Source organism: Nonomuraea wenchangensis (genome assembly GCF_900111685.1).
Lineage (GTDB): Bacteria > Actinomycetota > Actinomycetes > Streptosporangiales > Streptosporangiaceae > Nonomuraea > Nonomuraea wenchangensis.
This window is the reverse complement of record NZ_FOHX01000002.1, coordinates 782,713-807,930: the sequence shown is the minus strand read 5'-3', so window position 1 is coordinate 807,930 and position 25,218 is coordinate 782,713. Positions and strand designations below refer to the sequence as shown.

25 protein-coding genes are annotated in these 25,218 nt (G+C 71.3%); 15 read left to right on the top strand and 10 right to left on the bottom strand.

What is annotated here, in order from left to right:
- Nucleotides 1-613: 613 nt before the first annotated feature.
- Nucleotides 614-973: a hypothetical protein gene (locus BMW85_RS07840; protein WP_091078664.1), complete on the top strand. Its 360-nt coding sequence runs from the start codon at nt 614-616 to the stop codon at nt 971-973.
- 23 nt (nt 974-996) lie between these two features.
- Nucleotides 997-1,572, top strand: coding sequence for a hypothetical protein (locus tag BMW85_RS07835; protein WP_143082125.1), 576 nt, complete (start codon nt 997-999; stop codon nt 1,570-1,572).
- Nucleotides 1,573-2,047: 475 nt separating this feature from the next.
- Here BMW85_RS07835 and BMW85_RS07830 read toward each other — a convergent pair whose 3' ends face one another.
- Both BMW85_RS07830 and BMW85_RS07825 read right to left on the bottom strand, forming a co-directional pair.
- Nucleotides 2,048-2,704, bottom strand: coding sequence for an L-2-amino-thiazoline-4-carboxylic acid hydrolase (locus BMW85_RS07830; protein ID WP_091078658.1), 657 nt, complete (start codon nt 2,702-2,704; stop codon nt 2,048-2,050).
- A gap of 211 nt (nt 2,705-2,915) precedes the next feature.
- A complete protein-coding gene (locus BMW85_RS07825; protein WP_218155697.1) occupies nt 2,916-4,100 on the bottom strand; it encodes a cytochrome P450 in 1,185 nt (394 codons plus the stop codon).
- Nucleotides 4,101-4,411: 311 nt separating this feature from the next.
- On the opposite strand from BMW85_RS07825, the gene BMW85_RS07820 reads away from it, so the two are divergent.
- Genes BMW85_RS07820 through BMW85_RS07790 form a run of 7 tightly spaced genes read left to right on the top strand, consistent with a single transcriptional unit; the run spans nt 4,412 to nt 11,792 of the window.
- Nucleotides 4,412-5,257, top strand: a complete 846-nt coding sequence (locus BMW85_RS07820) for a fumarylacetoacetate hydrolase family protein (protein ID WP_091078653.1) — start codon at nt 4,412-4,414, stop codon at nt 5,255-5,257.
- Nucleotides 5,254-6,558, top strand: coding sequence for an L-fuconate dehydratase (locus BMW85_RS07815; protein WP_091078650.1), 1,305 nt, complete (start codon nt 5,254-5,256; stop codon nt 6,556-6,558). The genes BMW85_RS07820 and BMW85_RS07815 overlap by 4 nt, the downstream gene beginning before the upstream one ends.
- Complete coding sequence (locus BMW85_RS07810; RefSeq protein WP_245774677.1) at nt 6,555-7,307, top strand: SDR family NAD(P)-dependent oxidoreductase; 753 nt, start codon at nt 6,555-6,557, stop codon at nt 7,305-7,307. Before BMW85_RS07815 ends, BMW85_RS07810 begins: the two co-directional genes overlap by 4 nt.
- Nucleotides 7,308-7,338: 31 nt before the next feature.
- Entirely contained in the window at nt 7,339-8,364 is a 1,026-nt protein-coding gene (locus BMW85_RS07805; RefSeq protein WP_091078648.1) for a sugar ABC transporter substrate-binding protein, read from the top strand.
- A complete protein-coding gene (locus tag BMW85_RS07800) occupies nt 8,364-9,845 on the top strand; it encodes a sugar ABC transporter ATP-binding protein (RefSeq protein ID WP_091078646.1) in 1,482 nt (493 codons plus the stop codon). The genes BMW85_RS07805 and BMW85_RS07800 overlap by 1 nt, the downstream gene beginning before the upstream one ends.
- Nucleotides 9,846-9,850: 5 nt before the next feature.
- Complete coding sequence (locus tag BMW85_RS07795) at nt 9,851-10,831, top strand: ABC transporter permease (RefSeq protein ID WP_091078643.1); 981 nt, start codon at nt 9,851-9,853, stop codon at nt 10,829-10,831.
- 34 nt (nt 10,832-10,865) lie between these two features.
- Nucleotides 10,866-11,792 carry an aldo/keto reductase gene (locus BMW85_RS07790; RefSeq protein ID WP_091078641.1) on the top strand — a complete coding sequence of 309 codons (927 nt, stop codon included), beginning with the start codon at nt 10,866-10,868 and terminating at the stop codon, nt 11,790-11,792.
- On the opposite strand, the gene BMW85_RS07785 is transcribed toward BMW85_RS07790, so the two are convergent.
- The 8 genes from BMW85_RS07785 to BMW85_RS07750 all read right to left on the bottom strand — a co-directional run bounded on the left by BMW85_RS07785 (nt 11,785) and on the right by BMW85_RS07750 (nt 18,833).
- Complete coding sequence (locus BMW85_RS07785) at nt 11,785-12,240, bottom strand: GNAT family N-acetyltransferase (RefSeq protein ID WP_177240533.1); 456 nt, start codon at nt 12,238-12,240, stop codon at nt 11,785-11,787. The genes BMW85_RS07790 and BMW85_RS07785 overlap by 8 nt on opposite strands.
- Before the next feature lie 25 nt (nt 12,241-12,265).
- The gene (locus tag BMW85_RS07780) at nt 12,266-13,213 is read right to left on the bottom strand and encodes a DNA polymerase ligase N-terminal domain-containing protein (protein WP_091078635.1); all 948 of its coding nucleotides are present in this window, start codon (nt 13,211-13,213) and stop codon (nt 12,266-12,268) included.
- A gap of 65 nt (nt 13,214-13,278) precedes the next feature.
- Nucleotides 13,279-13,959 carry a FadR/GntR family transcriptional regulator gene (locus BMW85_RS07775; RefSeq protein WP_091078633.1) on the bottom strand — a complete coding sequence of 227 codons (681 nt, stop codon included), beginning with the start codon at nt 13,957-13,959 and terminating at the stop codon, nt 13,279-13,281.
- 25 nt (nt 13,960-13,984) lie between these two features.
- Nucleotides 13,985-15,007 carry an MBL fold metallo-hydrolase gene (locus tag BMW85_RS07770; RefSeq protein ID WP_091078631.1) on the bottom strand — a complete coding sequence of 341 codons (1,023 nt, stop codon included), beginning with the start codon at nt 15,005-15,007 and terminating at the stop codon, nt 13,985-13,987.
- Nucleotides 15,008-15,056: 49 nt separating this feature from the next.
- Nucleotides 15,057-16,172: a steroid 3-ketoacyl-CoA thiolase gene (locus tag BMW85_RS07765; protein WP_091078629.1), complete on the bottom strand. Its 1,116-nt coding sequence runs from the start codon at nt 16,170-16,172 to the stop codon at nt 15,057-15,059.
- A 42-nt stretch (nt 16,173-16,214) separates the two neighbouring features.
- Nucleotides 16,215-17,210 (bottom strand): sigma-70 family RNA polymerase sigma factor, encoded by a 996-nt coding sequence (locus BMW85_RS07760; protein WP_091078627.1) that lies wholly within the window; start codon nt 17,208-17,210, stop codon nt 16,215-16,217.
- Nucleotides 17,211-17,248: 38 nt separating this feature from the next.
- Nucleotides 17,249-18,190 carry an NADP-dependent oxidoreductase gene (locus BMW85_RS07755; protein ID WP_091078625.1) on the bottom strand — a complete coding sequence of 314 codons (942 nt, stop codon included), beginning with the start codon at nt 18,188-18,190 and terminating at the stop codon, nt 17,249-17,251.
- Nucleotides 18,191-18,218: 28 nt separating this feature from the next.
- Nucleotides 18,219-18,833, bottom strand: a complete 615-nt coding sequence (locus tag BMW85_RS07750) for a TetR family transcriptional regulator (RefSeq protein WP_091078623.1) — start codon at nt 18,831-18,833, stop codon at nt 18,219-18,221.
- Between the two features lie 188 nt (nt 18,834-19,021).
- On the opposite strand from BMW85_RS07750, the gene BMW85_RS07745 reads away from it, so the two are divergent.
- Genes BMW85_RS07745 through BMW85_RS07720 form a run of 6 tightly spaced genes read left to right on the top strand, consistent with a single transcriptional unit; the run spans nt 19,022 to nt 25,210 of the window.
- Nucleotides 19,022-20,608, top strand: coding sequence for an AMP-binding protein (locus tag BMW85_RS07745; RefSeq protein WP_091078620.1), 1,587 nt, complete (start codon nt 19,022-19,024; stop codon nt 20,606-20,608).
- 10 nt (nt 20,609-20,618) lie between these two features.
- Nucleotides 20,619-21,590, top strand: coding sequence for an acyl-CoA dehydrogenase family protein (locus tag BMW85_RS07740; RefSeq protein ID WP_091078619.1), 972 nt, complete (start codon nt 20,619-20,621; stop codon nt 21,588-21,590).
- On the top strand, nt 21,590-22,744 hold the full coding sequence (locus BMW85_RS07735; protein WP_091078616.1) for an acyl-CoA dehydrogenase family protein: 1,155 nt from the start codon (nt 21,590-21,592) through the stop codon (nt 22,742-22,744). Before BMW85_RS07740 ends, BMW85_RS07735 begins: the two co-directional genes overlap by 1 nt.
- Entirely contained in the window at nt 22,741-23,652 is a 912-nt protein-coding gene (locus BMW85_RS07730) for a bifunctional MaoC family dehydratase N-terminal/OB-fold nucleic acid binding domain-containing protein (RefSeq protein WP_091078615.1), read from the top strand. The genes BMW85_RS07735 and BMW85_RS07730 overlap by 4 nt, the downstream gene beginning before the upstream one ends.
- Nucleotides 23,649-24,050, top strand: coding sequence for a MaoC/PaaZ C-terminal domain-containing protein (locus BMW85_RS07725; RefSeq protein WP_218155696.1), 402 nt, complete (start codon nt 23,649-23,651; stop codon nt 24,048-24,050). The genes BMW85_RS07730 and BMW85_RS07725 overlap by 4 nt, the downstream gene beginning before the upstream one ends.
- Nucleotides 24,047-25,210, top strand: a complete 1,164-nt coding sequence (locus BMW85_RS07720; RefSeq protein ID WP_091078611.1) for a lipid-transfer protein — start codon at nt 24,047-24,049, stop codon at nt 25,208-25,210. Before BMW85_RS07725 ends, BMW85_RS07720 begins: the two co-directional genes overlap by 4 nt.
- Nucleotides 25,211-25,218 lie beyond the last annotated feature (8 nt).

Genomic DNA, 25,218 nt, shown 5'->3' with positions numbered 1-25,218 from the left:
CCCTTTCGTCGGGCCCGACATTCCTACGTACGAGGTAACCACATGTTGTGGAACTTTTGGAGGGGAATTACGAACGACATCGCGTGTGACCAGGGCCATTCTTGAGACGTGTGACCGCACAAGCACCACCGAAGATGTACGTTTCGAGGTGACCCAAATGCAAGCGTCTCTATCGGACCCCTCATGCGCAGGCATCAAGGTATGGCTGACGAGCGAGATGGGTGATCGCCGCCTGGTCGTTCCGCTGGCGAGGGCGGAGCTTCGGGCGTGGATGGGGCCCGATCCGGCATTGGGGGATGTGCAGCTCATCGCCTCGGAGCTGGTCACGAACGCCGTGGTTCACGGTGCCGGCGCATGGGTGCGGATGACCCTGCGGACGGTGGAGAAGGGGGGGACGGCGTTACTGGCAGCTGACCGTTACCGACCCTGGTCTGGCGGCGGGTGTGCCCGTCCCGTGTCTGCCTCATTTGCACGAGGTGCGCGGCAGGGGGTTGTGGATCGTGGACGAGCTTACCTTCGGATGTTGGGGAACCGACCGCAAGGCGACGGGCGAACGCATCGTGTGGGCTCAACTGGCCCACTGAAGGCTTTCATCCAGGAGAAGGGAAAGCCGGTGACGGCCAGTGTGCAGGGGAGCCCGGCGGGACATCTGGCGCGGGAGTTGGCGGCGGCCTTGGGCGGCGGTGGGATCGACTCGCAGGTCTTCGAAGCTCAGGGGATCGCGCTGGTCGGGATCTGGTCAGTGGGCTTGGTGGTGTGGTGCGAGTGGAGCGGCGGGGAGTGGCGGTTCCGCTGGTCCCTGGACGACGGGAGCGGCACGGGGAGACGGAAGTACACCGTGTGCCCGTGCGCGGCGGTGGAGATGGCGGTGCGGCGGATCGAGGGCTTGTATCGGGAGCGGTACAGCCGGATGTACGGCGAGGTCAGGCCGGAGGTTCGCCGACCGTACTCCGGTGAGGGCGGGCGGGGGTGAGCGGCTGTCCGAGGGTCCCGTACGTGACCGCGTTCGAGGGTGAGGCCGTGTCCTATCAGGTCGCTTTCGTCGCGGATGCTGAGGCGACCGACGGGGTGCGGTTGTCGTACACCGATGCCACGGCACACGACTGGATGTTCGGCGTGCTGTGGCATCGGCAGGGGTTGTCGCGGGCTGGTCGTCCGTTGTGGAAGCTGGTCAACACCGCGCGGCAGCGACGTTGCATGCTCCGCCTGCTGTGTCAGGTGTGCGGGCGGTCGGCTGTGGACGGTGGCCGTATCTGGTGGCTGCTGCCCGAGCCTCCGGGCGTGGCAGTTGATGGTCGGCCGTTCACGCATGCGCCGCCTACCTGTCGTTCGTGCATCCCGGCGGCGCGCGTGTGGTGCCCGCGTCTGGGGTCGGAGTCGTACGTCTACACGGTGTGCGGTAGCGAGCCGTACGGGGTGGTGGCGGATGTGTACCGACCTGCCGCCGGGCGGAAGGTGGGCGCGATTCGGCGTGCGGTGGAGGTGCCGTTGGAGGCGTTCCGGCTGCTGGAGTACGCGGTGGCCATGCAACTACTCGTCAAGTTGGACGGCCTGCAGCGGGCCGACCTGTAGGACGGGACAAGGCATCGCCTCTAACCGGTTCGAGGGAAGCCTCCGCTCGCCAAAGGCCGGCCCCGCCATCCGGACCATCCCCGCGTGCGCGGGGAGCACAGTTCGACCGCTTGGGCGTGCAGTTCGGTGTCGGGACCATCCCCGTGTGCGCGGGGAGCACCCGCGCTCCTGGTTGCACGCCCTCGGCTTGCCGGGACCATCCCCGTGTGCGCGGGGAGCACACTCGCTGACCTGCGCGTTTGTCGGACGCGGAGGCTGTTTTTGAGCACTTTCATGGGATCGGGCATTTTGGACATGTCAAGCGGCCGTGGAAGTGGTACGCCGCCCACCCACCTGCTTGCAGTGGCGGCTGCACATGAGTGTCGCACGGCATCTGGCCTGCGTACGTGTTCGGTACGGCCAGCCGCAGCAGGTCAGACGCCGCCGTCGGACACATGAGTAGGCGCTCGACCGGCGTTTCCACCGGTCATGCCCGCTACTCGGTGATGCGGTCGAAGTGGAACGGGCAGTGCGTGCCGCCCGTGCCGATCGTGGTGCGGCGCTCGAAGCGGAAGCCGTGCCGGCGCGGCTCGATGGCCTCGATCCAGTTGGCGTCGAACGCGCACATGGCCGGGGTCAGTTCCGGTGCCCCATTGGCGACCAGGACGTCGTGGTAGAAGCACCGGCGTACGTCGAGGTGATAGCGCTCGTCGTCGTCCACGGGCCGCTCGAAGGCGAAACCCTTTCCGAACGCGTGCTCCTCGCGTGACTTGCTCGTCTCCACCATGGCGCGGAAGGGGTCTGGCGCCTGGTCAAGCATGGCCCGGGTGCCTTGCTTCATGGCGTCCCCGAGCGGTTCGACGAACGCCGCCTGGACGGTGGCGATGGCCTGTTGCCTGCCGAGCCTGGGCCGCAGGACCTCATAGGCGGCGACCAGGGCCAGGGTCAGGCGCAGGTTGTGTCGTGCGGGCTCGTCGACGATCCGCGACTGGTTCGCGGCTTCGAGTTCGTCCTGGCGCGCCCGCATGGCGGCCATGAGGTCGGCATCCGTCGTGGCCAGGCGCTCGTAGAAGGCGTCCAGCAGCAGCGTGGTGTCGTGATCGGGGTCGGGGACGTAGTCGCCGCCGGCGAGCCCGAACTGGTCGGTGGACATGATGGTCGGTCCTTTCGGTGTACGGCTCGGCGCGCGTACACGTCCAGGACCCCGCGCGGAAGCGTGACCTGACGTGCTCGCGGCCGAGTGGCCAGGCGAGCACGCCAGCGCACTCCACCGACCGACCGGCGCTGACTGCTAGCTGACTAGCTGAATGTTGATATTTCGTACGGAGTCTGGCACGGCCGTGACGATCACGTCCACCGCCTGCCTAGCCGATGGTGACCGGGAGTTCCTTGATGCCGTTGATGAAGTTGGAGCGGAGGCGGCTGGCCGGGCCGGACTGGGTGAGGCGGGGGCGGCGGCGGGCCAGTTGTTCGAAGAGGACCCGGAGTTCGAGCTTGGCCAGGTGGTTGCCCAGGCAGAAGTGGGCGCCCCCGCCGCCGAAGCCGATGTGCGGGTTCGGGGTGCGGCCGATGTCGAAGGTCTCGGCGTCCGGAAAGACGGAGGCGTCGCGGTTGGCGGAGCCGTAGAAGACGACGACCTTGTCGTCGGCCTTGATGGGCTGGCCGCCGATCACCTGGTCGCAGGTCGAGGTGCGGCGGAAGAGGTTGACGGGGGAGACCCAGCGGACGATCTCGTCGGCGGCGGTCTTGGCCAGCGTGGGGTCGGCGACGAGGCGGTCCCACTGGTCCGGGTGGTCGAAGAAGGTGAGCATGCCGCCGGAGGCCGCGTTACGGGTGGTCTCGTTGCCGGCGACGATCAGGAGGAGGACGAACAGGTCGAACTCGCTCTCGTCGAGCGTCTCGCCGTGCTCGTCGGGCTGCAGGAGCTTGGTGACGATGTCGTTCCTGGGGTTGGCCTTGCGCTGCGCCGCGAGCTGGTTGGCGTAGGCGTAGACCTCCATGGCGGCGTCGGAGCCCTCGCCCGGCGCGTCGGCGTAGTCGGGGTCCTGGGCGCCGATCATGCGGTTGGACCAGGCGAAGAGCTTGTCGCGGTCGGCGACGGGCGCGCCGAGCAGCTCGCAGATGACGTAGAGGGGCAGGGGCGCGGCGACCTCGGTGACGAAGTCGATCTCGCCGGTGCACTTGTCGAGGAGGTCGTCGCAGATGTCGCGGATGTGCTCTTCGAGGGCGTTGATGGTGCGCGGGGTGAAGCCCCGGTTGACCAGCGAGCGGCGCCTGGTGTGCTCCGGCGGGTCCTGGTTGAGCATCATGAGCCGCTGGAGGGCGATCTGCTCCTCCTCCAGCTCGTCGAAGAGCGCGAGCCTGCGGTGGGAGGAGAAGAGCTCGGAGTGGCGCGAGATGTGGACCACGTCGTCGTAGCGGGTGACGGCCCAGAATCCGGGCTCGCCCTCATGCCAGTGGACGGGGGAGTTGGCGCGCAGCCAGGCGAACTGCTCGTGCGGCGGTCCAGCGGTCGCGTAACGGTCCCTGTCGACGAGGTCGATGTGCACCCGGCTCACCTCTTGATCAAGCGCTTGGTTAAGTGCTACTGGAACGTGTTCTATTACGTGACTGTACGACCGTCAAGGAGCCGGGGCGAGCCGGCAGTAGCGACGTCCGATGTCTGTGTGACGGGCACGTATCCTGTGCGTGAACCGGGTCATCGGGGCGATATGGCCGGTTCGTGTCGCGAGCGATGATGTTCGCGCAGTATGTCCAGGTCACAGATCGGATGTTTCCGCAGCCTCACCCTTGACACATCCCGGATAATCGCCCCAGCATCATGAGACGAGACATCCGATGTATAGATGAAGGATGCGGTGTGAAGCTGCTGCGAGTAGGACCTGTCGGACAGGAACGGCCGGTGGTGCTGGACGAGGCCGGTAACCTGCGCGACATCGGGGAGCCCGACATCGACGGTGCTTTCCTCGCCTCCGGAGGAGTGGCGCGCGTCCGTGCCGCGCTCGACCGCGGTGACCTGCCGATCGTGGCCGAGGAGGGCCTGCGGGTGGGCGCCCCCGTCGCGCGGCCCGGCAAGATCGTCTGCATCGGCCTGAACTACCGCGACCACGCCGCCGAGTCGGGCGCGGAGCCGCCGGCCGAGCCCGTGGTGTTCATGAAGGCCGCCGACACCATGGTCGGCCCGTACGACGAGGTGCTCGTCCCCCGCAACAGCGTCAAGACCGACTACGAGGTCGAGCTGGCCATCGTCATCGGGCGGCGGGCCCGCTACCTGGAGAGCAGGGAGGAGGCGCTGGAGGCCGTCGCCGGCTACGCCGTGGCGAACGACGTCTCCGAGCGCGAGTTCCAGCTCGAACGCGGCGGCCAGTGGGACAAGGGCAAGTCGTGCGAGACGTTCAACCCGCTCGGGCCCTGGCTGGTCACGGCGGACGAGGTGGGCGACCCGCAGGACCTGGCGCTGCGCCTCTGGGTCAACGGCGAGCTGCGCCAGGACGGCGACACCAAGAACATGATCTTCGATGTCGCGGAGATCGTGCGCTACCTCAGCCAGTTCATGGTGCTGGAGCCGGGTGACGTGATCAACACCGGCACCCCCGCCGGCGTGGCGATGGGCATGCCGGGGCAGCCGTACCTCAGGGCCGGGGACGTCGTGGAGCTGGAGATCGAAGGGCTGGGGCGGCAGCGGCAGACGGTGGGCCAGGCATGACGAACAGCGACAAGCCGACGTACCGGATCGTCGGGATGGAGACGCACGACGTGCGCTTCCCGACCTCGCGCGAGCTCGACGGCTCCGACGCGATGAACCCCGACCCCGACTACTCCGCCGCCTACGTGGTGCTGAGGACCGACGACGGTCACGAGGGCCACGGGTTCGCGTTCACGATCGGGCGCGGCAACGACGTCCAGACCGCCGCGATCAGCGCGCTGGAGCACTACGTGCTCGGCAAGGACGTCGAGGACCTCGGCGCCCTCTACAAGGAGATGGTCAACGACTCGCAGCTGCGCTGGCTGGGGCCGGAGAAGGGCGTCATGCACATGGCGATCTCCGCCGTGGTCAACGCCCTGTGGGACCTGAAGGCGAGGCGGGCCGGCAAGCCGGTGTGGCGGCTGCTGTCCGAGATGTCCCCCGAGGAGATCGTGGGCCTGGTCGACTTCCGCTACCTCAGCGACGCGCTGACCCCCGACGAGGCCCTGCGGATCCTGCGCAAGGCCGAGAACGGCAAGGAGGAGCGGATCGCCCGGCTGGTCGAGACCGGCTACCCGGCCTACACCACCTCCCCCGGCTGGCTCGGCTACGACGACGAGAAGCTGCGGCGGCTCTGCGAGGAGGCCATCGCGCAGGGGTTCGGGCAGATCAAGCTCAAGGTCGGCGCCGACCTGGAGGACGACAGGCGGCGCTTCAGGGTCGCCCGCGAGGTCTGCGGCCCCGACTTCCCGATCGCCATCGACGCCAACCAGCGCTGGGACGTCGCCTCGGGCATCGATTGGGTCAAGACGTTGAGCGAGTTCGGCCCGCACTGGGTGGAGGAGCCGACCAGCCCGGACGACGTGCTCGGCCACGCCGCCATCGCCCGCGGCATCGCGCCGATCCCCGTGGCGACCGGCGAGCACGTACAGAACCGCATCGTCTTCAAGCAGCTCCTGCAGGCCGGCGCCATCTCCTACCTGCAGATCGACGCCGCCCGCGTCGGCGGGGTCAACGAGAACATCGCGATCCTGCTGCTCGCGGCCAAGTTCGGCATCCCGGTCTGCCCGCACGCGGGCGGCGTCGGGCTGTGCGAGCTGGTGCAGCACCTGTCGATGTTCGACTACGTGGCGGTCACCGGCACGATGGACGGCAGGGTCATCGAGTACGTCGACCACCTGCACGAGCACTTCGTCGACCCGGTGGTGATCCGCGACGGCCGCTACCTCGCGCCGTCGCTGCCCGGCTTCAGCGCGCAGATGCACGCGGAGTCGATCGCCGCCCACACCTTCCCCAACGGTTCGGTCTGGAGGGACGCGTGAGCCGGACGAACGCAGCAGGTCTGAAGGCCGTCGTGACCGGCGGCGGCTCCGGCATCGGCCTGGCGACCGCCACCCTGCTCGCCGAACGCGGCATGACGGTGGCCTGTCTCGACCTCAACCCGCCGGGCGAGCCGTTCGTCGGCATCAAGGCGGACGTGACGGACGACGCGAGCGTACGCGCCGCGGTGGCCGAGGCCGCCGAGCGGCTGGGCGGCATCGACGTGCTCGTCAACAACGCCGGCATCGGCGCCCAGGGGACGATCGAGGACAATCCCGACGCCGAGTGGCAGCGGGTCTTCGACGTCAACGTGTTCGGCATGGTACGGGTCGCCCGCGCCGCGCTGCCCTACCTGCGCAGGTCGGAGCACGCCTCGATCGTCAACACCTGCTCGATCGCGGCCACCGCGGGGCTGCCCCAGCGCGCGCTCTACAGCGCGACGAAGGGCGCGGTCCTGTCGCTGACGCTGGCGATGGCCGCGGACCACATCCGCGAGGGCATCCGCGTCAACTGCGTCAACCCGGGCACCGCCGACACCCCGTGGGTCGGCCGACTGCTCGACGCCGCCCCCGATCCCGAGGCGGAGCGGGCGGCGCTCAACGCCAGGCAGCCCATGGGCCGCCTGGTCACGGCGGAGGAGGTCGCCGCGGCGATCGCCTACCTGGCCGGCCCCGAGGCGGGCGCGACCACCGGCACGTCGATCGCGGTGGACGGCGGCATGCAGGGCCTCCGGCTGCGGCCGACCAACTAGCGACCAGTCAAAAAAAGGAAGGTACCCCCCTATGAAGTTCGGACGGGTGATCGCGGGCACCGCCCTCTTGGCGGTCGTCACGGCGTGCGGCTCAGGCTCCACGACAGAAGGCGCGAGCGGCGGCGGCGGGAAGGTCGGCATCGACCACCCCCGGGCCGACTCCGACTTCTGGAACTCCTACATCAAGTACGTGCCGCAGATGGCGAGCGAGCTCAAGGTGGACCTCATGCCCGCCACGAACTCGCAGAACGACGTGTCCAAGCTGGTCAACAACGTGCAGGCGCTGGTCGGCCAGGGCGCCAAGGCGATCGTCATGGCGCCCCAGGACACCGGCGCGGTGGCCAACACCCTGCAGCAGCTGGAGAACAAGAAGATCCCCGTCGTCTCCGTCGACACCCGGCCGGACAAGGGCAAGGTCTACATGGTCGTACGCGCCGACAACCGCGCGTACGGCACCAAGGCGTGCGAGTTCCTCGGCGAGAAGCTCGGCGGCAAGGGCAAGGTCGTCCAGCTCCAGGGTGCGCTCAGCTCGATCAACGGCCGTGACCGGTCGGAGGCGTTCCTGGAGTGCATGAAGACGAAGTTCCCCGACATCACGGTCTTCAGCGAGCCGACCGAGTGGGAGGGCAGCAAGGCGGCGTCCATGCTGCAGACCCGCCTGGAGCAGAACCCTGACATCAAGGGCATCTACATGCACGCGGGCGGCGTCCACCTGGCGCCGACGCTGCAGGTGCTCAAGCAGAAGGGCCTGCTCGTGCAGCCGGACGACCCCAAGCACATCTTCGTGGTCTCCAACGACGGCATCCCGCAGGAGTACGACGCCATCCGCAAGGGCGAGATCGACGCCACGATGTCGCAGCCGGCCGACCTCTACGCGAAGTACGCGCTCTTCTACGCGAAGGCGGCGCTGGAGGGCAAGACGTTCCAGCCGGGCCCGACCGACCACGACAGCACCATCATCCAGCTCCCCAACGGCCTTGAGGACCAGCTTCCCGCACCCCTGGTCACCAAGGACAACGTGGACGACAAGAACCTCTGGGGCAACCAGGTCAGCTGATGAGCAATCACGTCGAAGCCCGCAACGTCGTCAAGCGGTTCGGTCCGACCGTCGCGCTGAACGGCGCCAAGATCGCGATCGCCGAAGGCGAGACGCACGCGCTCATCGGCAGGAACGGCGCGGGGAAGTCCACCCTCGTGTCGATCCTCACCGGGCTGCAGCGGCCGGACGAAGGCGAGGTGCTGTTCTCGGGAGAGCCGGCGCCCGCCCCCGGCGACCGGGACGCCTGGCGGCGGCGCGTGGCCTGCGTCTACCAGAAGTCCACGATCATCCCGGCGCTCACCGTCGCCGAGAACCTCTTCCTCAACCGGCAGAGCGACGGGCACGGACCCATCAACTGGCGGACGCTGCGGGGCCGCGCGCGCGAGCTGCTCGACACCTACGAGGTGGACGTCGACGTGCAGGCGCTGGCCGGCGAGCTCAGCGTCGAGCAGCGCCAGCTCGTGGAGATCGCGCGGGCGCTGTCGTTCGGCGCGCGCTTCATCATCCTCGACGAGCCCACGGCGCGGCTCGACGGGCCGGCCATCGAGCGGCTGTTCGCCCGGATGCGCTCGCTGCGCGAGCAGGGCGTCACGATGATGTACATCTCGCACCACCTGGACGAGGTGTACGAGATCTGCCAGAGCGTCACGGTCTTCCGCGACGCCCGGCACATCATGACCCGGCCGGTGGCCGGGCTGCCGCAGGACGAGCTGGTGCACGCCATGACCGGTGAGGCCACGTCCGCGTACCACGCCAGGGAGCGCACGCCCGGCGAGCGGGTCGTGCTCGCCGGCGAGGGGCTGTCGCTGGCCGGCCGCTACCGGGACGTGGACATCAGCGTCCGCGCCGGCGAGGTGGTCGGCCTGGCCGGGTCGGCGAGCAGCGGCAAGGTCGGCCTGGCCGAGACCCTGGTCGGGCTGCGCGGCGCCGACACGGGCACGGTCGTCGTCAACGGCACCAAGGTGAAGCCCGGCGACGTGCCGGCCGCCATGGAGGCGGGGCTCGGGTTCGTGCCCGAGGACCGCCATCACGAGGGGTTCGTCCCGTTGCTGTCGGTGGGGGAGAACGCCACGTTCCCCATCGCCCGCAAGCTGGGCCGCTTCGGCGTCGTGTCCCCGTCGCGCCGCCGGGAGAAGGCCAAGGAGATGATCACCGCCCTGGACATCAAGACCGAGGGGCCCGACCAGCCCGTCGCCGACCTGTCCGGGGGCAACGCGCAGAAGGTCGTGTTCGCGCGGGCGCTCGTGGACGATCCCACGGTGCTGGTCGTCATCAACCCGACCGCCGGCGTCGACGTCAAGGCCAAGCAGGCCCTGCTCGGCGCCGTCGAGGACGCCGCCGAGCGCGGCGCGGGGGCCGTCGTGGTCTCCGACGAGCTCGACGACCTGCGCATCTGTGACCGGGTGCTGGTGATGTTCCACGGGGAGATCGTCAAGGACGTACCGCGTGGCTGGACGGACCACGAACTCGTGGCCGTGATGGAAGGCATACAAGAGTGACCACTATGACCGCACCGGCCCCGCGGCTACGGCTGGCCAGGTTCCGCGACCTGACGCTCGTGCCGGTGATCGTGATCCTGCTCGTCGTGGGCGCGTTCCTGGACCCGACCTTCCTGACGGCGGGCAACCTCACGAACGTCCTCCAGCAGCAGGCGGCGATCTCGCTCCTCGTGCTGGCCGAGGCCATGATCCTGATCGCCGGGAAGTTCGACCTGTCGCTGGAGTCGACGGTCGGCACCGCGCCCGCCATCGCCGTGATGCTGGTGGTCCCGGCCGCGGCGGGCGGGTTCGGGCTCGGGCTGCCCGGCACGCTGGTGATCCCGCTCGCGCTGGTCGTCGGGGCCGCCATCGGCGCCTTCAACGGGTTCCTGATCATCAGGTTCCAGCTGTCCGCGTTCATCGTGACGCTGGCCATGCTGATCATCGTGCACGGTCTCCTCCAGGGGCCGACCGAGGGCAAGACGCTGTTCCAGCTCCCCGAGTCGATCCTCTACCTCGGCAGCGCCCTGTGGCTCGGGCTGCCCGCGGCCGTCTGGATCGCCGGGCTGCTGTTCGCGGTGGGCATCTTCGGCCTCGGCTACCTGCGGATCGGCCGCTCGCTCTACGCGATCGGCGGCAACATCGACGCCGCCCGCGCCGCCGGCATCCGGGTGGACCGGGTGCTCTACGGCGTGTTCATCCTCGGCGGCGTCCTCGCGGCGCTGGCCGGCATCCTGGAGACCGGCCGCCTCGGCGCGATCGGCAACGGCATGGGCGTCGGCTGGATCTTCATGGTGTTCGCCGCGGCCGTCATCGGCGGCGTCAGCATGGACGGAGGCAAGGGCACCATCCTCGGCGCGCTCACCGGTGTGCTGGTGATCGGCCTGGTGCAGAACATCCTCACGCTGATCGGCGTCTCCGGCTTCTGGCAGCCCGTCATCTACGGCAGCATCATCCTCATCGCCCTGATGATCAGCCGGATCGCGGGCGGGAAGGCACAGGATTGATGACGGGAGGCACGGCGTTGACGGGAGAGACCGCGTGATCGAGCTGCCGCGTCACGGCTTCGGCGGCGCGCCCATCGGCAACCTCTTCCAGGCGGTCACCGACGCCGAGGCGCGCGCCACGGTGGACGCCGCCTGGGAGAGCGGGGTGCGGCTGTACGACACCGCCCCGCACTACGGCCTCGGCCTGTCCGAGCGCCGGCTCGGCGCGGCGCTCGCCGGGCGTTCGGACTACGTCCTGTCGACCAAGGTCGGGCGGCTGCTGGTGCCCGCGCCGGCGCCGTCGGGGCGGGACGACGACCTGTTCGACGTCCCGGGCGAGGTGACCAGGAAGTGGGACTTCTCGCGCGACGGCGTACGCCGCTCGCTGCAGGACTCCCTCGAACGCCTGGGACTGCCGGCCGTGCACGTCGCCCTCATCCACGACCCCGACGAGCACGTGGAGCAGGCGCTGGGGGAGGCTTACCCGGCGCTGGCCGAGCTGCGGGCCGAAGGCGTGGTGCGGGCGATCGGGCTCGGCATGAACCAGTGGCAGGTGCCGCTGCGGTTCGTACGGGAGACCGACATCGACGTGGTCATGCTGGCCGGGCGCTACACGCTGCTCGACCAGTCCGGCCTGCCCCTGCTGGAGGCGTGCGCCGAGCGGGGGGTGAAGGTGCTGGCGGCCGGCGTCTTCAACAGCGGCATCCTGGCCACGTCCAGGCCGGGGAGCACCTTCGACTACCAGCCGGCGCCGGCGCCGCTGGTGGAGCGGGCCACCCGGATCGCGGAGGTGTGCGAGCGGCACGGCGTGAGCCTGCCTCAGGCGGCGATGGCGTTCCCGCTGCGGCATCCGGCGGTCGCCAGCGTCGTCCTGGGGGCGCGTACCCCGGAGGAGGTCACGGCCAACGCGGCCCTGTGGTCGCGGCCGGTGCCCGATGCGTTGTGGGAGGACCTGGAGTCCGGAGGGCTGCTCTCTAGCTGACGAGGGCGTAGCCGGCGATCCACAGCTTGGGGATGACCTCGGTCTCGCCGAGCAGGGTGAAGCCGAGCCCTTCGTACAGGCGGCGCGCGGGCACGTTGTCGCGGCCGGTGGACACCACGACGCGGCGTCCGCCGGCCCGGGCGAGCACCGCCTCGACCAGAGCCCGGCCGATGCCGCGCCGGGCCATGGACGGGGCCACGACGAGCCGGTCGATGTCGAGCTCGTCCGAGCTCTCGGCCCACGCGATCGCCCCCGCAGGCCCGGCGTCGCCGTCGAAGGCCGCCAGCCACAGCAGGTCACGCGCCCGCAGCTCGGCCAGGCTCTCGTGCAGCGGCGGGATCCGGTCGTCGCCGATGAGCTCCGCCTCGACCGCGTACGCCGCCTTCTGCACCGCCAGCAACTGGCCCCCGAGCGGGTCGTCGTGCGGAGACACCGTCTTGATGATCACCACCTGAGTATCCCGCACCCACCGCTCAGGACGGAATGAACAGCCAGGACGTCGAAGGACCGGCCTCGTACGGCGAGTCCAGCCGTTTGGCCACCACCCCCGGCAGCCCCTGCTCCCTGGCCGCCTGCCGCACCGGCCCCGCCTCGCCGGGCCACGAGGGCGCGACCTGCCAGCGGCTCCCCGACACCTCCAGCGCCTCCAGCGCGGCCCTGCGCTCGGCGTACGGGCGGTCGAGCAGGGCGTGGCCGTCGTCGTACAGCAGGTCGTAGAGGACCAGGATCTCGGCTCCGCCGAGCGTGGCGACCTCGCCGTCCAGGACGGCGCTCCGGCTGCCGAACGACTGGGCGAGGGCCCGCAGCCAGGGGTGCTCGCGGGCGGCGTCCGTCCGGCCGCCGTCGACGGGCACCAGGAGGCGGCGGCCGCCCCAGGCGAACTCGAAGGCGTACGCGGCGGCGTCCCTGGGCGGGCGGGCGCGTTCGGTGGGCAGCATCGGGTCGAGGGTGGGGAACGGGTCGCGTACCGCCTCGTCCATGCGGTGGATCATCCAGTTCTTGCCCCGCGTCCGGAACAGCACGAACCGCCCGGAGGCGCGCGTCCCGCGCAGCACCACCTTGACCTCGCGGTCGGACCACTTCTCGGTCTCGTACGTGCCGGTGTCCCAGACGGTCATGGTGCCGCCGCCGTACTCGCCCTGGGGGATCTCGCCGTGGAAGGTGAGGTACTCCATGGGGTGGTCCTCGGTGTGGACGGCCAGGTGGTTGGTCTGAGGGTCGGCGGGCAGGCCCTTGGGGACGGCCCAGGAGACGAGGACGCCGTCGCGTTCCAGGCGCAGGTCCCAGTGCAGCGACCGGGCGTGGTGCTCCTGGATGACGAACGCGTCACCGTCCCCTGGGGCCGGGGGCTCGGGAGGGACGGGTTCGGGGGTGCGGGTGGCGTCGCGCCTGCTGCGATATCGCTCAAGTTTGTCCGGCACGCCCCGGCTTCTACCCGCCGCTCCCTTGCTTCATCATCATCGTCAATCCTCCGATGTGTTGGCGATCAGTCGAGTTCGAGCGCCCGGCGCAGCCACGACTCCACGCCGGCCACGTGCACGGTGGCCCAGGAGCGGGCGATGTCGGCCTGGCGGGCGGCGATGGCCTCGTAGATCGCGGTGTGCTGCTCGCGGGTCTTCTGCAGCGCGCCCTCCTGGGTGAGCCCGCGCCACACCCGCGCCCGGTTGGTCGGGCCCGACAGGCTCTCGATGAACGAGCACAGCACGCTGTTGCCCGACCCCTGGGCGATGCGCTGGTGGAAGCGCAGGTCGTTGGCCACCAGCTCCTCGATCGTGGGCCGCTCGGGCAGCGACTCCAGGATGACCCGCAGCTCCTCGATCTCGTCGTCCTTCATCAGCTCGGCCGCCATCGCCGTGGCCGCCGGCTCCAGGATGCGCCGGACCTCGAAGAACTGCAGCACCGTGTCGTCGCGGTGCAGGTCGAGCACGAACGACAGGGTGTCGAGGAGCAGGCCGGGCTCCAGGCTGGTGACGTAGGTGCCGTCGCCCTGGCGCACGTCGAGGACGTTGATGAGGGACAGCGCGCGCACGGCCTCCCGCAGCGAGTTGCGCGAGAGGCCGAGCCGCTCGGCCAGGTCGGCCTCCTTCGGCAGCCGGTCGCCCGGGGCGAGCTCCCCCGAGACGATCATTTGCTTGATCTTGTCGATGGCCGCGTCGGTGACCGCCACGCTTCTCCCCCTAGACATCGGATGTCTAGGAGTCTAGGGCCTGGAAGCGGACGAGTTCGACCCCGGGCAGGCGGCGGATGCGGCCGCGGGCCTCAAGGGTGCGCAGGTGGGCCGCCGCCTCTCCGGCGGCCATGCCGCGCAGCATGGGGGGCAGGGTGTCCCACGGTTTGTTCCACGTCATCATCGCGGCGACCTCCCAGATGGTCTGCGGCTCGGGCTGTCCGGCCAGGAGGGCGAGCAGCGAGTCGAGCTTCTCCTCGTGATGGTGACGGATCTCGGCGGCCCGTGCCGCCACATCCGGAAATATCCACTCATGGGCGGGGAGGGCGTCGAGCGTCCCCAGCTCGCCCACCCGCTCCAGCGACTCCAGGAAGTCGCCCAGCGGATCGACGTCCTCTCGGTCGTACGGATAAATCCCGATGTGCGGGGTGATGTCGGGCAGGACGTGGTCGCCGGTGAACAAGCGGTCGGCGTCCTCCAGGTGCAGGCAGATGTGCCCCGGGGTGTGGCCGGGCGTGTGGACGGCCCGCAGCTTGCGTCCCGGCAGGTCCACGAGGTCGCCGTCGCGCAGCTCGCGGTCGGGCACCGCGGGCGGGGCCGGCCGCTCGCCCGAGGCCGCCCTCGCCTCGCTGGGATCGGCCCCGGCCCGGCGCAGCATGTCGGACTGGAAGGCCGTGTGCTCGTCACCGGCGAAGTCGTGCATGAGCCGGACCATCGCCGCGTCGTTCTCGTGCATCGCGATCCAGGCTCCGGAAGCCTCCCTGACCTTGCCGGCGAGCCCGGCGTGGTCGGGGTGGAAGTGCGTGACCACCACCCCCCGCACCGTGCTCACGTCGATCCCGAGCGTCGCGAGGCCGCCGCTCAGCGCCTGCCACGCCTCCGGATGGTTCCAGCCGGCGTCGACCAGCACCGGGCCCTTCGGCGACTCGACGGCGTAGACGAGGGTGTAGCCGAGCGGGCTGCCGGGGATCGGCACCGGCACGCTCCACACCCCGCCGCCGAGATCCTGCGGGCGCTGCTCCGCGTACGGCCGGCGTCTGGTCTTCATCTGTTCCCCGATTCCTTACCGAGTGCTATGGGTGGTACGTGATACAAGCTCAACCGATCCGTTCGAGGATCGTCGCGGTGGCGAGCGCGCCGCCCGCGCACATGGTGACGAGGGCGGTCGTCGCGTCGGCGCGTTCCAGCTCGTGCAGCGCCGTGGTGATGAGCCGCGCGCCGGTCGCGCCGACCGGATGACCGAGGGCGATCGCGCCGCCGTTGACGTTGACCCGGTCCATGTCGGGCTCGTGCACGCTCGCCCACGACAGCACGACGGAGGCGAACGCCTCGTTCACCTCGAACCGGTCGATGTCGCCGATCGTCATCCCGGCGTCGGCGAGAGCCTTGGCGGTGGCGTCCACGGGCCCGTCGAGGTGGTAGTAGGGCTCCGCGCCGACCAGCGCCTGCGCGCGGATGCGGGCCCGGGGGCGCAGGCCGTGCCGCCGCGCCGCCTCCTCGCTCATGACCAGCACCGCGGCGGCGCCGTCGGAGATCTGGGACGAGGTGCCCGCCGTGTGCAGCGCGCCCTCCACCACCGGCTTGAGCTTGGCCAGCCCGTCCACGGTGGTCTCGCGCAGACCCTGGTCCCTGCGGACGTCGCCGACCGGCACGATCTCGCGCTCGAAACGGCCGTCGGCCCACGCCTTGGCGGCGAGGTGCTGGGAGCGCGCCCCGAACCAGTCGAGCCGCTCGCGGGTGAGCCCGCGCCGCGCGGCGATGCGCTCGGCGGCGGTGAACTGGTCGGGCAGGTCGAGGTCCCAGTCGTCGGGACGCGGGTTGGCGGGCAGCACGTTGCTGCCGAGCGGCGCGCGGCTCATCACCTCGACGCCGCAGCCGATGCCCACCTCGATCACGCCCGCGCCGATCAGGGCGGCGGCGAGGTGCACGGCCTGCTGCGACGAGCCGCACTGCGCGTCGACGGTGGTGACGCCTGCCTGGTGCGGCAGCCCGGCGTAGAGCCAGGAGCCCCGGCCGACGTGCCCGCCCTGCTCGCCCGCCTGCGTCACGCAGCCGGCGAACACCTGCTCGACGGCCGCGGGGTCGAGGCCCGACCGCTCGATCAGCCCGTTGAGCGCGGTGGCGAGAACCTGTTGCGGTTTGAGCTCGGCGAGCCAGCCGGCCCGCTTGCCGATGGGGGTGCGGACGGCTTCGACGATCACAGGTGTGCTCACAGTCGCCTCCAGAACGATGCTCTGGAGAGACAGTAACGCGTTCTACTTAGCCGCGGAAGCCTGGGGGGTCAGAGTGGTGGGCAGCCCGAAGGTCTCGAAGAGCCCCTCCTCGAAGAACATCCCCACGTGCCGGATCGCGCCGCCGGACAGGGTCAGCACCATGATCGCGAACTGCCGGTAGCCGTCGTCCTCGCGAAGGTAGACCGCGAACGCCGGCTGCCCGTTGGCCGCGACCGGCACCAGCTTGAGATCGCCGGCGCGCTCGGCGGGGCACTGCGTCCTGGAGAGCTCGACGATGCTCTCGGGACCCTGATACCAGCCGGTGAAGGGCGGCATCTCCCAGATCGCGTCCTCGGTGAACAGGTGCACCAGGTCGTCCACGTCGTAGTTCTCGAACGCGGCGACGTAGCGGTCGAGCAGGGCCTGCTGCTCGTCGGTGAGCGGCTCCACCGGGTCGTCGAGGCTCGGCGAGCGCTCGCTGAGCTGGGCCCGCGCCCGCTGCAGGATGCTGTTGACGGCGGCGGTGGACAGGCCGACGGCCTCGGCCACCTCGGCGGCCTTCCACCTGAGCACGTCGCGCAGGATGAGCACCGCGCGCTGCCGGGGCGGCAGGTGCTGCAACGCGGCGACCAGCGCGAGCCGGATGCTCTCGCGCGCCGTCACGATCGTGGCCGGATCGTCGCCCGCCACGCCCGTGAGCGCGTCGGGCGCCGGCTCCAGCCACGGCACCTCGTTGTCCTGGGCCAGGGGAGCGGTCGCCTCGGAGCTCGGCGCGCCCAGGCCGCTCGGCAGCGGACGCCGGCCGCGGCTCTCCAGCGCCGTCAGGCAGGTGGTGGTCGCGATGCGATACATCCACGTGCGCAGCGAGGAGCGGCCCTCGAAGCCGTCGTAGGCCCGCCACGCCTTGAGATAGGTCTCCTGCACGAGGTCCTCGGCGTCGTGCACCGACCCCGTCATGCGGTAGCAGTGCGCCAGCAGCTCGCGTCGCATGGGATCCGCCTGCTGCAGGAAATCCTCATTCGTCGGCTTGTCGCTCATGCCTCCTGTATAGCCGCCGCCACCGACAATTTCCGGGCTCAGCCGCCGACGGTGAGGACTATCTTGCCCGTGGTGCGGCCGGTCTCGCCCATCTCGTGCGCCTTGGCGGCCTCCTCCAGCGGCAGGACCGCCGCGACCGACACCCGCAGCCGCCCGGCCGCCGCCAGCGCCGCGATCGCCCGCAGGGCGGCGTGGTCGGGCTCCACGAGCATGGCCTCCGAGCGGATGCCGAGCCCGGCCGCCCGCTCGTGCAGCCCCGGCTCCATCCGGCTCAGGGCGAGCGAGATCATCGTGCCGCCCGGCCGCAGGGTGCGCAGCGAGCGCGGGCCGTAGTCGCCGCCGACGGACTCCAGCACCACGTCCACGTCGCGGACGACCTCGGCGAAGTCGTGGGCGTGGTAGTCGACCAGCTCGTCGGCCCCGAGGCCGCGCAGGAAGGCGTGCTTGGCGGCGCTCGCGGTGCCGATCACGTGGGCGCCGCGGGCCTTGGCGATCTGCACCGCCAGGTGGCCGACGCCGCCCGCCGCGGCGTGCACCAGCACCCGGTGGCCCTCGCGCACGCCGGCGACGTCGACGAGCGCCTGCCAGGCGGTCAGCGCGGCCAGCGGGAGGCCGGCGGCTTGGACGTGGTCGAGGCCGGCGGGCTTGCGGACGAAGTGCCGGGAGGGCGCGGTGACGTATTCGGCGAAGGCGCCGTGCCCCTGCGGGTAGCGCAGCAGGCCGAACACCTCGTCGCCCGGCTTGTGGAGCACCTGGCCGACGCCGGAGGCCACCACCTCGCCGGACAGCTCCCAGCCGAGCACGAACGGCGGCGGCGTGCCCAGCAGCCCGCCGGTGGCCCGGGTCTTCCAGTCGGTGGGGTTGAGCCCGGCCGCGCGCACGCGTACGAGCACCTCGGTCGGGCCGGGCTCGGGCCGGTCGAGCTCCACCAGCCTGAGCACGTCGGGGCCGCCCAGTGCGTCCTGACTGATCGCCTTCATCCTCATCCGACCAATGATGCGGGATCGGTCAGAGGTCGGCGAGCAGGCGCGAGGCGGCGGTCTCGATGCGGCGCTGGATCTGGTCGTAGGTGCGCCGGCCGCGCAGCATCTCCAGCAGCTCGTGCACCCAGACGCCGGCCAGCGACCCGGCGAGGTCGCGCTGCTCCTCGCTCGCCTGCTCGAAGCTCAGCCCCTCGCCGGAGACCCGCAGCAGCAGCCCCGCCATGCGGTCGCCGAACGGCGTCTGCACCTCGGCCATGATCAGCGAGCGGATGAGCGCGTCGGCCAGCTCGGGCTCGCGCATGAGCCCGCGGGTGGCGCGCATCAGCACGTCGACCGCCCGGCCCTCGGGTGTGGCCGCGCCCGGCGGGCGGCGCTCGATGCTGCTCTCCAGCAGGTCGATCTCCTCGCCGACCACCGCCACCACGAGGTCCATCTTGGACGGGAAGTAGCGGTAGAGGGTGCCGAGGGCGACGCCGGCCCGCTCGGCCACCGTGCGCATCTGCATGGCCTCGACCCCGCCGCGCGAGGCGAGGGCGGCGGCGGCCTGGACGATGCGCTTGCGGCGCTGGGTCTGGCTGCGGGTGCGGACGCTCCCCTCGCCGTCGGAGGAGGTGGCGACCGTCGCGGACGAGGTGCGCATAAGAACACGTTATCTGATTTCCCGGTGTCGCGGCTTGTTACTCGACGGTCACAAAGAACCCCTATCAGTGCATGTCTCTCGCGTTACGGGGATATAACGCGACTTTTCAGGATGATTGGCTACTGGACACCAATTAGAATCTGTTCTAGTTTGCGGTTTGCTGACCGAGCGCTTGGTGTGGAGGCGGCATGACCGCGAACACCCTCGCGGCCCTGCTGACCGCACGGGCCGAGGACGGACGACCTGGCCTGCTGTTCGAGGACACGACCTGGACGTGGCGCGAGCACGTCGCCGCCTGCCGCGCGGCGGGCTCCTGGCTGGCCCGCCGCGACACCGGATCGCATGTCGGGGTGCTCAGTGACAACGTTCCCGGCCTGCTGTTCCTGGTGGGCGGCGCGGCGCTGACCGGGCGTCCGGTCGTCGCGCTGAACCCCACCCGGTCGGCGGCCGAGCTGGGCCGCGACGCCCGCGCGACCGACGTCGGCCTCGTGCTGTTCGACGCCCCGTACGAGGAACTGGCGCGATCGCTGGGCCTGCCCGCCCGCCCGTTGTCCGACGCCACCGCGCCGGGCCCGCTTCCCGAGCGGGCGGCCGACCCCGGCGAGCTGGTGCTGCTGATCTTCACCTCGGGCACCTCGGGCCGCCCCCGCGCCGTCCGCGTCACCCAGCGCAAGCTCGCCGTCCCCGGCACCAGCCTGGGCGCCCTGCTCACCCCGGACGACGTCGTCTACTGCTCGATGCCGCTGTTCCACTCCGGGGCCCTCATGGCCGCCTACGCGCCCGCCGTCGCCTCCGGGGCCGCCCTGGCGCTGCGCCGCCGCTTCTCCGCCTCGGGCCTGCTGCCCGACCTCCGGCGGTACGGCTGCACGTACCTCCACTACGTCGGCAAGGCGCTCTCCTACGCCCTGGCCACCCCGGAACGCCCGGACGACGCCGACAACCCGCTCAGACTGGCCTTCGGCAACGAGGGCAGCGCGGTCGCCATCAGGCGCTTCGGCGAGCGGTACGGCTGCCACGTCATCGACGCCTTCGGCTCCACCGAGACCGCCGTCTCGATCAGCCCCGACCCGGCCGGCCCGCCCGGCAGCCTCGGCCGCCTGCCCGAGGGCGTGGCGATACTCGACCCGTACACCGGCGAGCCCTGCCCGCCCGGCCGGGTCGCCGACGGCCGGCTGCTCAACCCGGACGAGGCCGTCGGCGAGCTGGTCAACACCACCGGTCCTGGCCTGTTCGAGGGCTACTACAACGACCCCGAGGCCGACGCCGAGCGGGTGCGCGACGGCGCGTTCTGGTCCGGCGACCTCGCCTGGCAGGACGCGGCCGGCCACGTGTTCTTCGCCGGACGCGGCACCGAGCGGCTGCGCGTGGACGGCGAGAACCTGTCGGCCGCGCCCGTCGAGGCCGCCCTGCGCGAGTTCCCCGGCGTGGTGGAGGCGGCGGTCTACCCGGTGCCCGACGCGGCCGCGGGCGACCAGGTGATGGCGGCGCTGGTGCTGGCGGGCGGGTTCGACCCGGAGGCGTTCACCGCCTTCCTGGCCGCCCGGTCCGACCTGGGCGCCAAGTCCCTGCCCCGGTACGTCCGCCTCGCCGACCGGCTGCCCCAGACGCCCTCGCACAAGGTCGTCAAACGGGTCCTCGCCCGCGAGGGCTGGCGTACCGGTGACCCGGTGTGGTGGCGCACCCCGTCCGGGCTGCGCCCGCTGACCGGCGCGGACGTCAAGGCCATCGAGGAGGAGTTCGTACGGCACGGCAGGCAGCACCTCTTGGAGACGTAGGGGAACAGACGTGGACTTCAACCTGGACGAGACCCAGCAGGACGTGCGGAGACTGGCCGCCGACGTGCTGGCCAAGGAGGCGGACGAGGAGCGGCTGCGGCAGGCCGGGCTGCTGAGCCTGTGCGTGCCCGAGGAGGCGGGCGGCGCCGGGCTCGGGCCGGTGGAGATGGCCGTGACGCTGCGGGAGGTGGGCGCGAAGGCGGCGGCGGTCCCCGGGCTGCCCGCGCTCGCGGGCTCCCTGGCCCTGGCCCGCCACGGCACGCCCGAGCAGCAGCGGCGGCACGCCGACGGCATCGCGCTCGCCGTGCGGGAGCCAGGCCGGGCCCTGGCCGCCCCGCCGGAGACCATCGCCCACGACGACGGCGGCTGGACGCTCACCGGGCGCAAGGTCACCGTCATGTACCCCGGCGCGGCGGCGCTGGTGACCGCCGGCGAGGGCCTGTTCCTGGCCGAGGTGACCGGCGCGACCCCGGAGCGCACCTCGACCGGCGAGCCCGCCGCCACCGTCGTGCTCGACGGCGCCCCCGCCGAGCGGGTGGCGGGGCCGGAGGCCGCCGCCGACGTCCGCCGCCTCTACACCGCCGCGATCGTCGCCCAGGCGAGCGGCGTGCTCGCCGGGGCGCTGGAGCTGACCACCGCCCACATCAGGACGCGGCGGCAGTTCGGCCGCGCGCTGGCCGAGTTCCAGGCCGTGACCGTGCAGATCGCCGACGTCTACATCGCCGGCCGGGCGCTCGACGTGGCCATGTGGTCGGCGCTCTGGCGGCTCGGCGAGGGCCTGCCGGCCGAGGAGGACCTCGCGCTGGCCGCCTACCACGCGGCCGAGGCGGTCAAGGCCCTGCACACCTGCCAGCACCTGCACGGCGGCCTCGGCCTCGACGTCACCTACCCGCTGCACCGCTACTTCGCCCAGGCCAAGCACCTGTCCTACCTGCTCGGCGGCGCCGACGCCCAGCTCGACCTGATCGGAGCGCTCGTCTGATGCTCATCGACCTCACCCCGGAGCAGCGCAGGCTCCGCGACGAGCTGCGCGCGTACTTCCAGGGCTGCCTGACCGAAGCGGACCGGCGCGCGATCGCCGAGGACCCGTTCGGGGAGACGTACATGGAGCACTGCCGCCGCCTCGGCCGCGACGGCAAGCTCGGCCTCGGCTGGCCCAAGGAGTACGGCGGCGCCGGCTACGGCCCCCTGGAGCAGCAGATCTTCGCCAACGAGATCGCCCGCGCCGGCGTGCCGTACCCGATCATCACGGTGCAGACGGTGGGCCCGACGCTCATGCAGTACGGCACCCGCGAGCAGAAGGACTTCTTCCTGCCGCGCATCCTCGCCGGGGAGTACCACTTCGCGATCGGCTACAGCGAGCCCGAGGCCGGCACGGACCTGGCGTCCCTGCGGACGACGGCGGTGCTCGACGGCGACCACTACGTCGTCAACGGCCAGAAGATCTTCACCAGCGGCGCGCACTACGCGCAGTACATCTGGCTGGCCGCCCGGACGAACCCCGACGCCAAGAAGCACAAGGGCATCACCATGATGATCGTCTCCACGGACGATCCCGGCTACTCCTGGACCCCGATCGTCACCATGGACGGCCGCCACCACACCAACTCCACCTACTACTCCGACGTCCGCGTCCCGGTGAACATGGTGGTCGGCGAGGTGGACAAGGGCTGGGACCTGATCGTCAACCAGCTCAACCACGAGCGGGTCACGCTCGGCCCCGCAGGCAACCTCGGCCAGACCTACGACCGGTTCCGCGACTGGGCCCGCCGTACCGGCCTGGACGGCGAGCCCGACGTGCGCCGCGCGCTCGCCCGCCTGTGGGCGGCCCTGCGGACGAACGAGCTGCTCAACTGGCAGGTCGCGGCCAACATGGACCTCGGCTGGCTGGGCGCGCCGGACGCCTCGGCCACCAAGATCTACGGCTCGGAACGGATGCAGGAGGCCGGCCGGATCGTCGGCGACGTGCTGGCCCGCCACGGCGACCCCGCCGACCCCGGGACGGCCGAGCTCATCGAGCGGACCGACGTCGGGGCGAAGGGCGCGGTCGTGCTGACCTTCGGCGGCGGCGTCAACGAGGTGCAGCGGGAGCTGATCGCGATGCTCGGCCTGAGCCTGCCGAGGCCGCCCCGATGAGGAACGCGCTGACCGACGAGGAGCTGCACGAGCTCGCCGCCAAGCAGACGGCGCTGGGCGAGCTGCGCGGCACGCCCGCCGTCGACCCGGTGAACGTCCCGATGATCCGCCACTGGCTCGCCGCCATGGGCGACGAGAACCCCGTCTACCTGGAGCGCGGCCTCGCCCCGCCCGCGATGGCACAGGTGTGGACCATGCCGGGCCTGCGCCGCGCAGTCAAGGACCGCTCGCCGGTGGACGAGCTCATGGCCGCGCTCGACGCCTCCGGCTACACGGGCGTCGTCGCCACGAACTGCGAGCAGGTCCACCACCGCTACGCCCGCGTGGGCGAGGTCCTGACCCCCGCCACCCGCTTCACCAGCCTGGCCGGCCCCAAACGGACCGCGCTCGGGGTCGGCTTCTTCGCCACCTGGAACATCACCTGGTACGCCGCCGACGACGAGCCGGTGGCCGAGATGTTGTTCCGCGTACTGAAGTTCCGCCCACGGGAGAAGAAGCCCGCGAGGACGCCCTATCCGCTGCGGCCCGCCGTCAACCAGGACACCGCCTTCTTCTGGGAGGGCGTACGCCAGGGCGAGCTGCGCGTCCAGAGCTGCGCCGACTGCGGCCTGCTGCGCCACCCGCCGGGCCCGCTCTGCCCGCAGTGCCGCTCGGCGAACCGCTCGTACGCCGTCGCGTCCGGCCACGGCACCCTCTACAGCTACGTCGTGCACCACCGGCCGCCGGTGCCTGGACGGGAGACGCCGTTCGTGGTGGGCGTGGTGGAGCTGCCGGAGGGCGTCAGGGTCGTGGGCAACGTCGTGGACTGCCCGATCGAGGAGGTGGCGGTCGGGATGCCGCTGCGGGTGACGTACCGGCCGATGGACGACGAGCTCGTCCTGCCGATGTGGACGCCGGGGGAGCCGTGAGCGAGGAACGGGACGTGCTGCCCGAGCTGTCGATCGACCTGACGCCCACCCTGGTCGTCGCCACCGCCCTCGCCACCATGGACCCCACGCCGGTGCACCACGATCCGGCGCTGGCCCGCGCGCAGGGCTCGAAGGACATCTTCCTCAACATCCTGACCACGATGGGGCTGGTCGAGCGGTACGTCACCGATTGGGCGGGCCCGGCGGCGGTCATCCGTCGCATCGACGTCAAGCTGGGCGTCCCTGCGTACGCGGGGGACCGGCTGAGCCTTACCGGCGCCGTCGTCTCGCGCGCGGACGGCGAGCTGACGGTCGAGGTGCGCGGCGCGGTCAGCCTGGGCGACCACGCGATCGGCACCGTCACCCTGACCCTGCCCGAGGGGGAGGACCCGTGTTGAGCGGACGCGCGGCGGTCGCCGGGATCGGCGCCACCGAGTTCAGCAAGGAGTCCGGGCGTTCGGAGCTGCGGCTGGCCGCCGAGGCCGTGCTCGCGGCGCTGGACGACGCCGGGCTGTCACCGGCCGACGTGGACGGCCTGGTCACCTTCAGCCAGGACGCCAACCAGGAGATCGCGGTGGCCCGCGAGGTCGGCGTCGGCGACCTCACGTACTTCTCCCGCGTCGAGTACGGCGGCGGCGCGGCCTGCGCGACGGTCGCGCACGCGGCCATGGCCGTCGCCACCGGCATGGCGCGCACGGTCGTCTGCTACCGGGCCTTCAACGAGCGCTCTGGACGCCGCTTCGGCCAGCCGGACGCCCGCCTCGGCGGCCAGCCGACCTCGCAGGGGCTGGAGATGAGCTGGCACGTGCCGTTCGGGCTGATGACGCCGGCGGCGTGGGTCGCCATGTTCGCCCGCCGCTACATGCACACCTTCGGCGCCACGTCGGAGGACTTCGGCCGGGTCGCGGTGGCGATGCGCAGGCACGCGGCCACCAACCCCGCCGCCTGGTTCCACGGCCGGCCCATCACGCTGGAGGAGCACCAGGCGTCGCGCTGGATCGTGGAGCCGCTGCGCCTGCTCGACTGCTGCCAGGAGAGCGACGGCGCGGTGGCCCTGGTGGTGACCTCGGCCGAGCGCGCCCGCGACCTGCGCAGGTCGCCCGCCGTCATCGCGGCGGCGGCCCAGGGCTCGGCGGCCGGGCAGCTGATGATGACGAGCTACTACCGGGACGACATGAGCGGCCTGCCGGAGATGGGGGTCGTCGGACGGCGGCTCTGGGAGATGTCCGGCCTGTCCCCGTCCGACATCAGGATCGCCATCCTGTACGACCACTTCACCCCGTTCGTCCTGGCCCAGTTGGAGGAGCTGGGCTTCTGCGGCCGGGGCGAGGCGCCCGCCTACATCGCGGACGGCGGCATCGAGCTGGACGGCCGCCTCCCCGTCAACCCGCACGGCGGGCAACTCGGGGAGGCGTACATCCACGGCATGAACGGCATCGCCGAGGCGGTCCGCCAGATCCGCGGCACCGCCGCCAACCAGCTCGACGGCGTCGCGAACGTCCTGGTCACGGCGGGCACCGGCGTGCCGACCAGCGGGCTGATCCTGTCGGCCGGTTAGGGAGGGAC

Bases quoted from the DNA above. Each gene is read 5' to 3' on its own strand.
- BMW85_RS07830 (WP_091078658.1), bottom strand. From the start codon at position 2,704: ATGTCCACCGACCAGTTCGGGCTCGCCGGCGGCGACTACGTCCCCGAC.
- BMW85_RS07745 (WP_091078620.1), top strand. From the start codon at position 19,022: ATGACCGCGAACACCCTCGCGGCCCTGCTGACCGCACGGGCCGAGGAC.
- BMW85_RS07770 (WP_091078631.1), bottom strand. From the start codon at position 15,007: ATGAAGACCAGACGCCGGCCGTACGCGGAGCAGCGCCCGCAGGATCTC.
- BMW85_RS07800 (WP_091078646.1), top strand. From the start codon at position 8,364: ATGAGCAATCACGTCGAAGCCCGCAACGTCGTCAAGCGGTTCGGTCCG.
- BMW85_RS07755 (WP_091078625.1), bottom strand. From the start codon at position 18,190: ATGAAGGCGATCAGTCAGGACGCACTGGGCGGCCCCGACGTGCTCAGG.
- BMW85_RS07760 (WP_091078627.1), bottom strand. From the start codon at position 17,210: ATGAGCGACAAGCCGACGAATGAGGATTTCCTGCAGCAGGCGGATCCC.
- BMW85_RS07815 (WP_091078650.1), top strand. From the start codon at position 5,254: ATGACGAACAGCGACAAGCCGACGTACCGGATCGTCGGGATGGAGACG.
- BMW85_RS07750 (WP_091078623.1), bottom strand. From the start codon at position 18,833: ATGCGCACCTCGTCCGCGACGGTCGCCACCTCCTCCGACGGCGAGGGG.
- BMW85_RS07735 (WP_091078616.1), top strand. From the start codon at position 21,590: ATGCTCATCGACCTCACCCCGGAGCAGCGCAGGCTCCGCGACGAGCTG.
- BMW85_RS07805 (WP_091078648.1), top strand. From the start codon at position 7,339: ATGAAGTTCGGACGGGTGATCGCGGGCACCGCCCTCTTGGCGGTCGTC.
- BMW85_RS07730 (WP_091078615.1), top strand. From the start codon at position 22,741: ATGAGGAACGCGCTGACCGACGAGGAGCTGCACGAGCTCGCCGCCAAG.
- BMW85_RS07795 (WP_091078643.1), top strand. From the start codon at position 9,851: ATGACCGCACCGGCCCCGCGGCTACGGCTGGCCAGGTTCCGCGACCTG.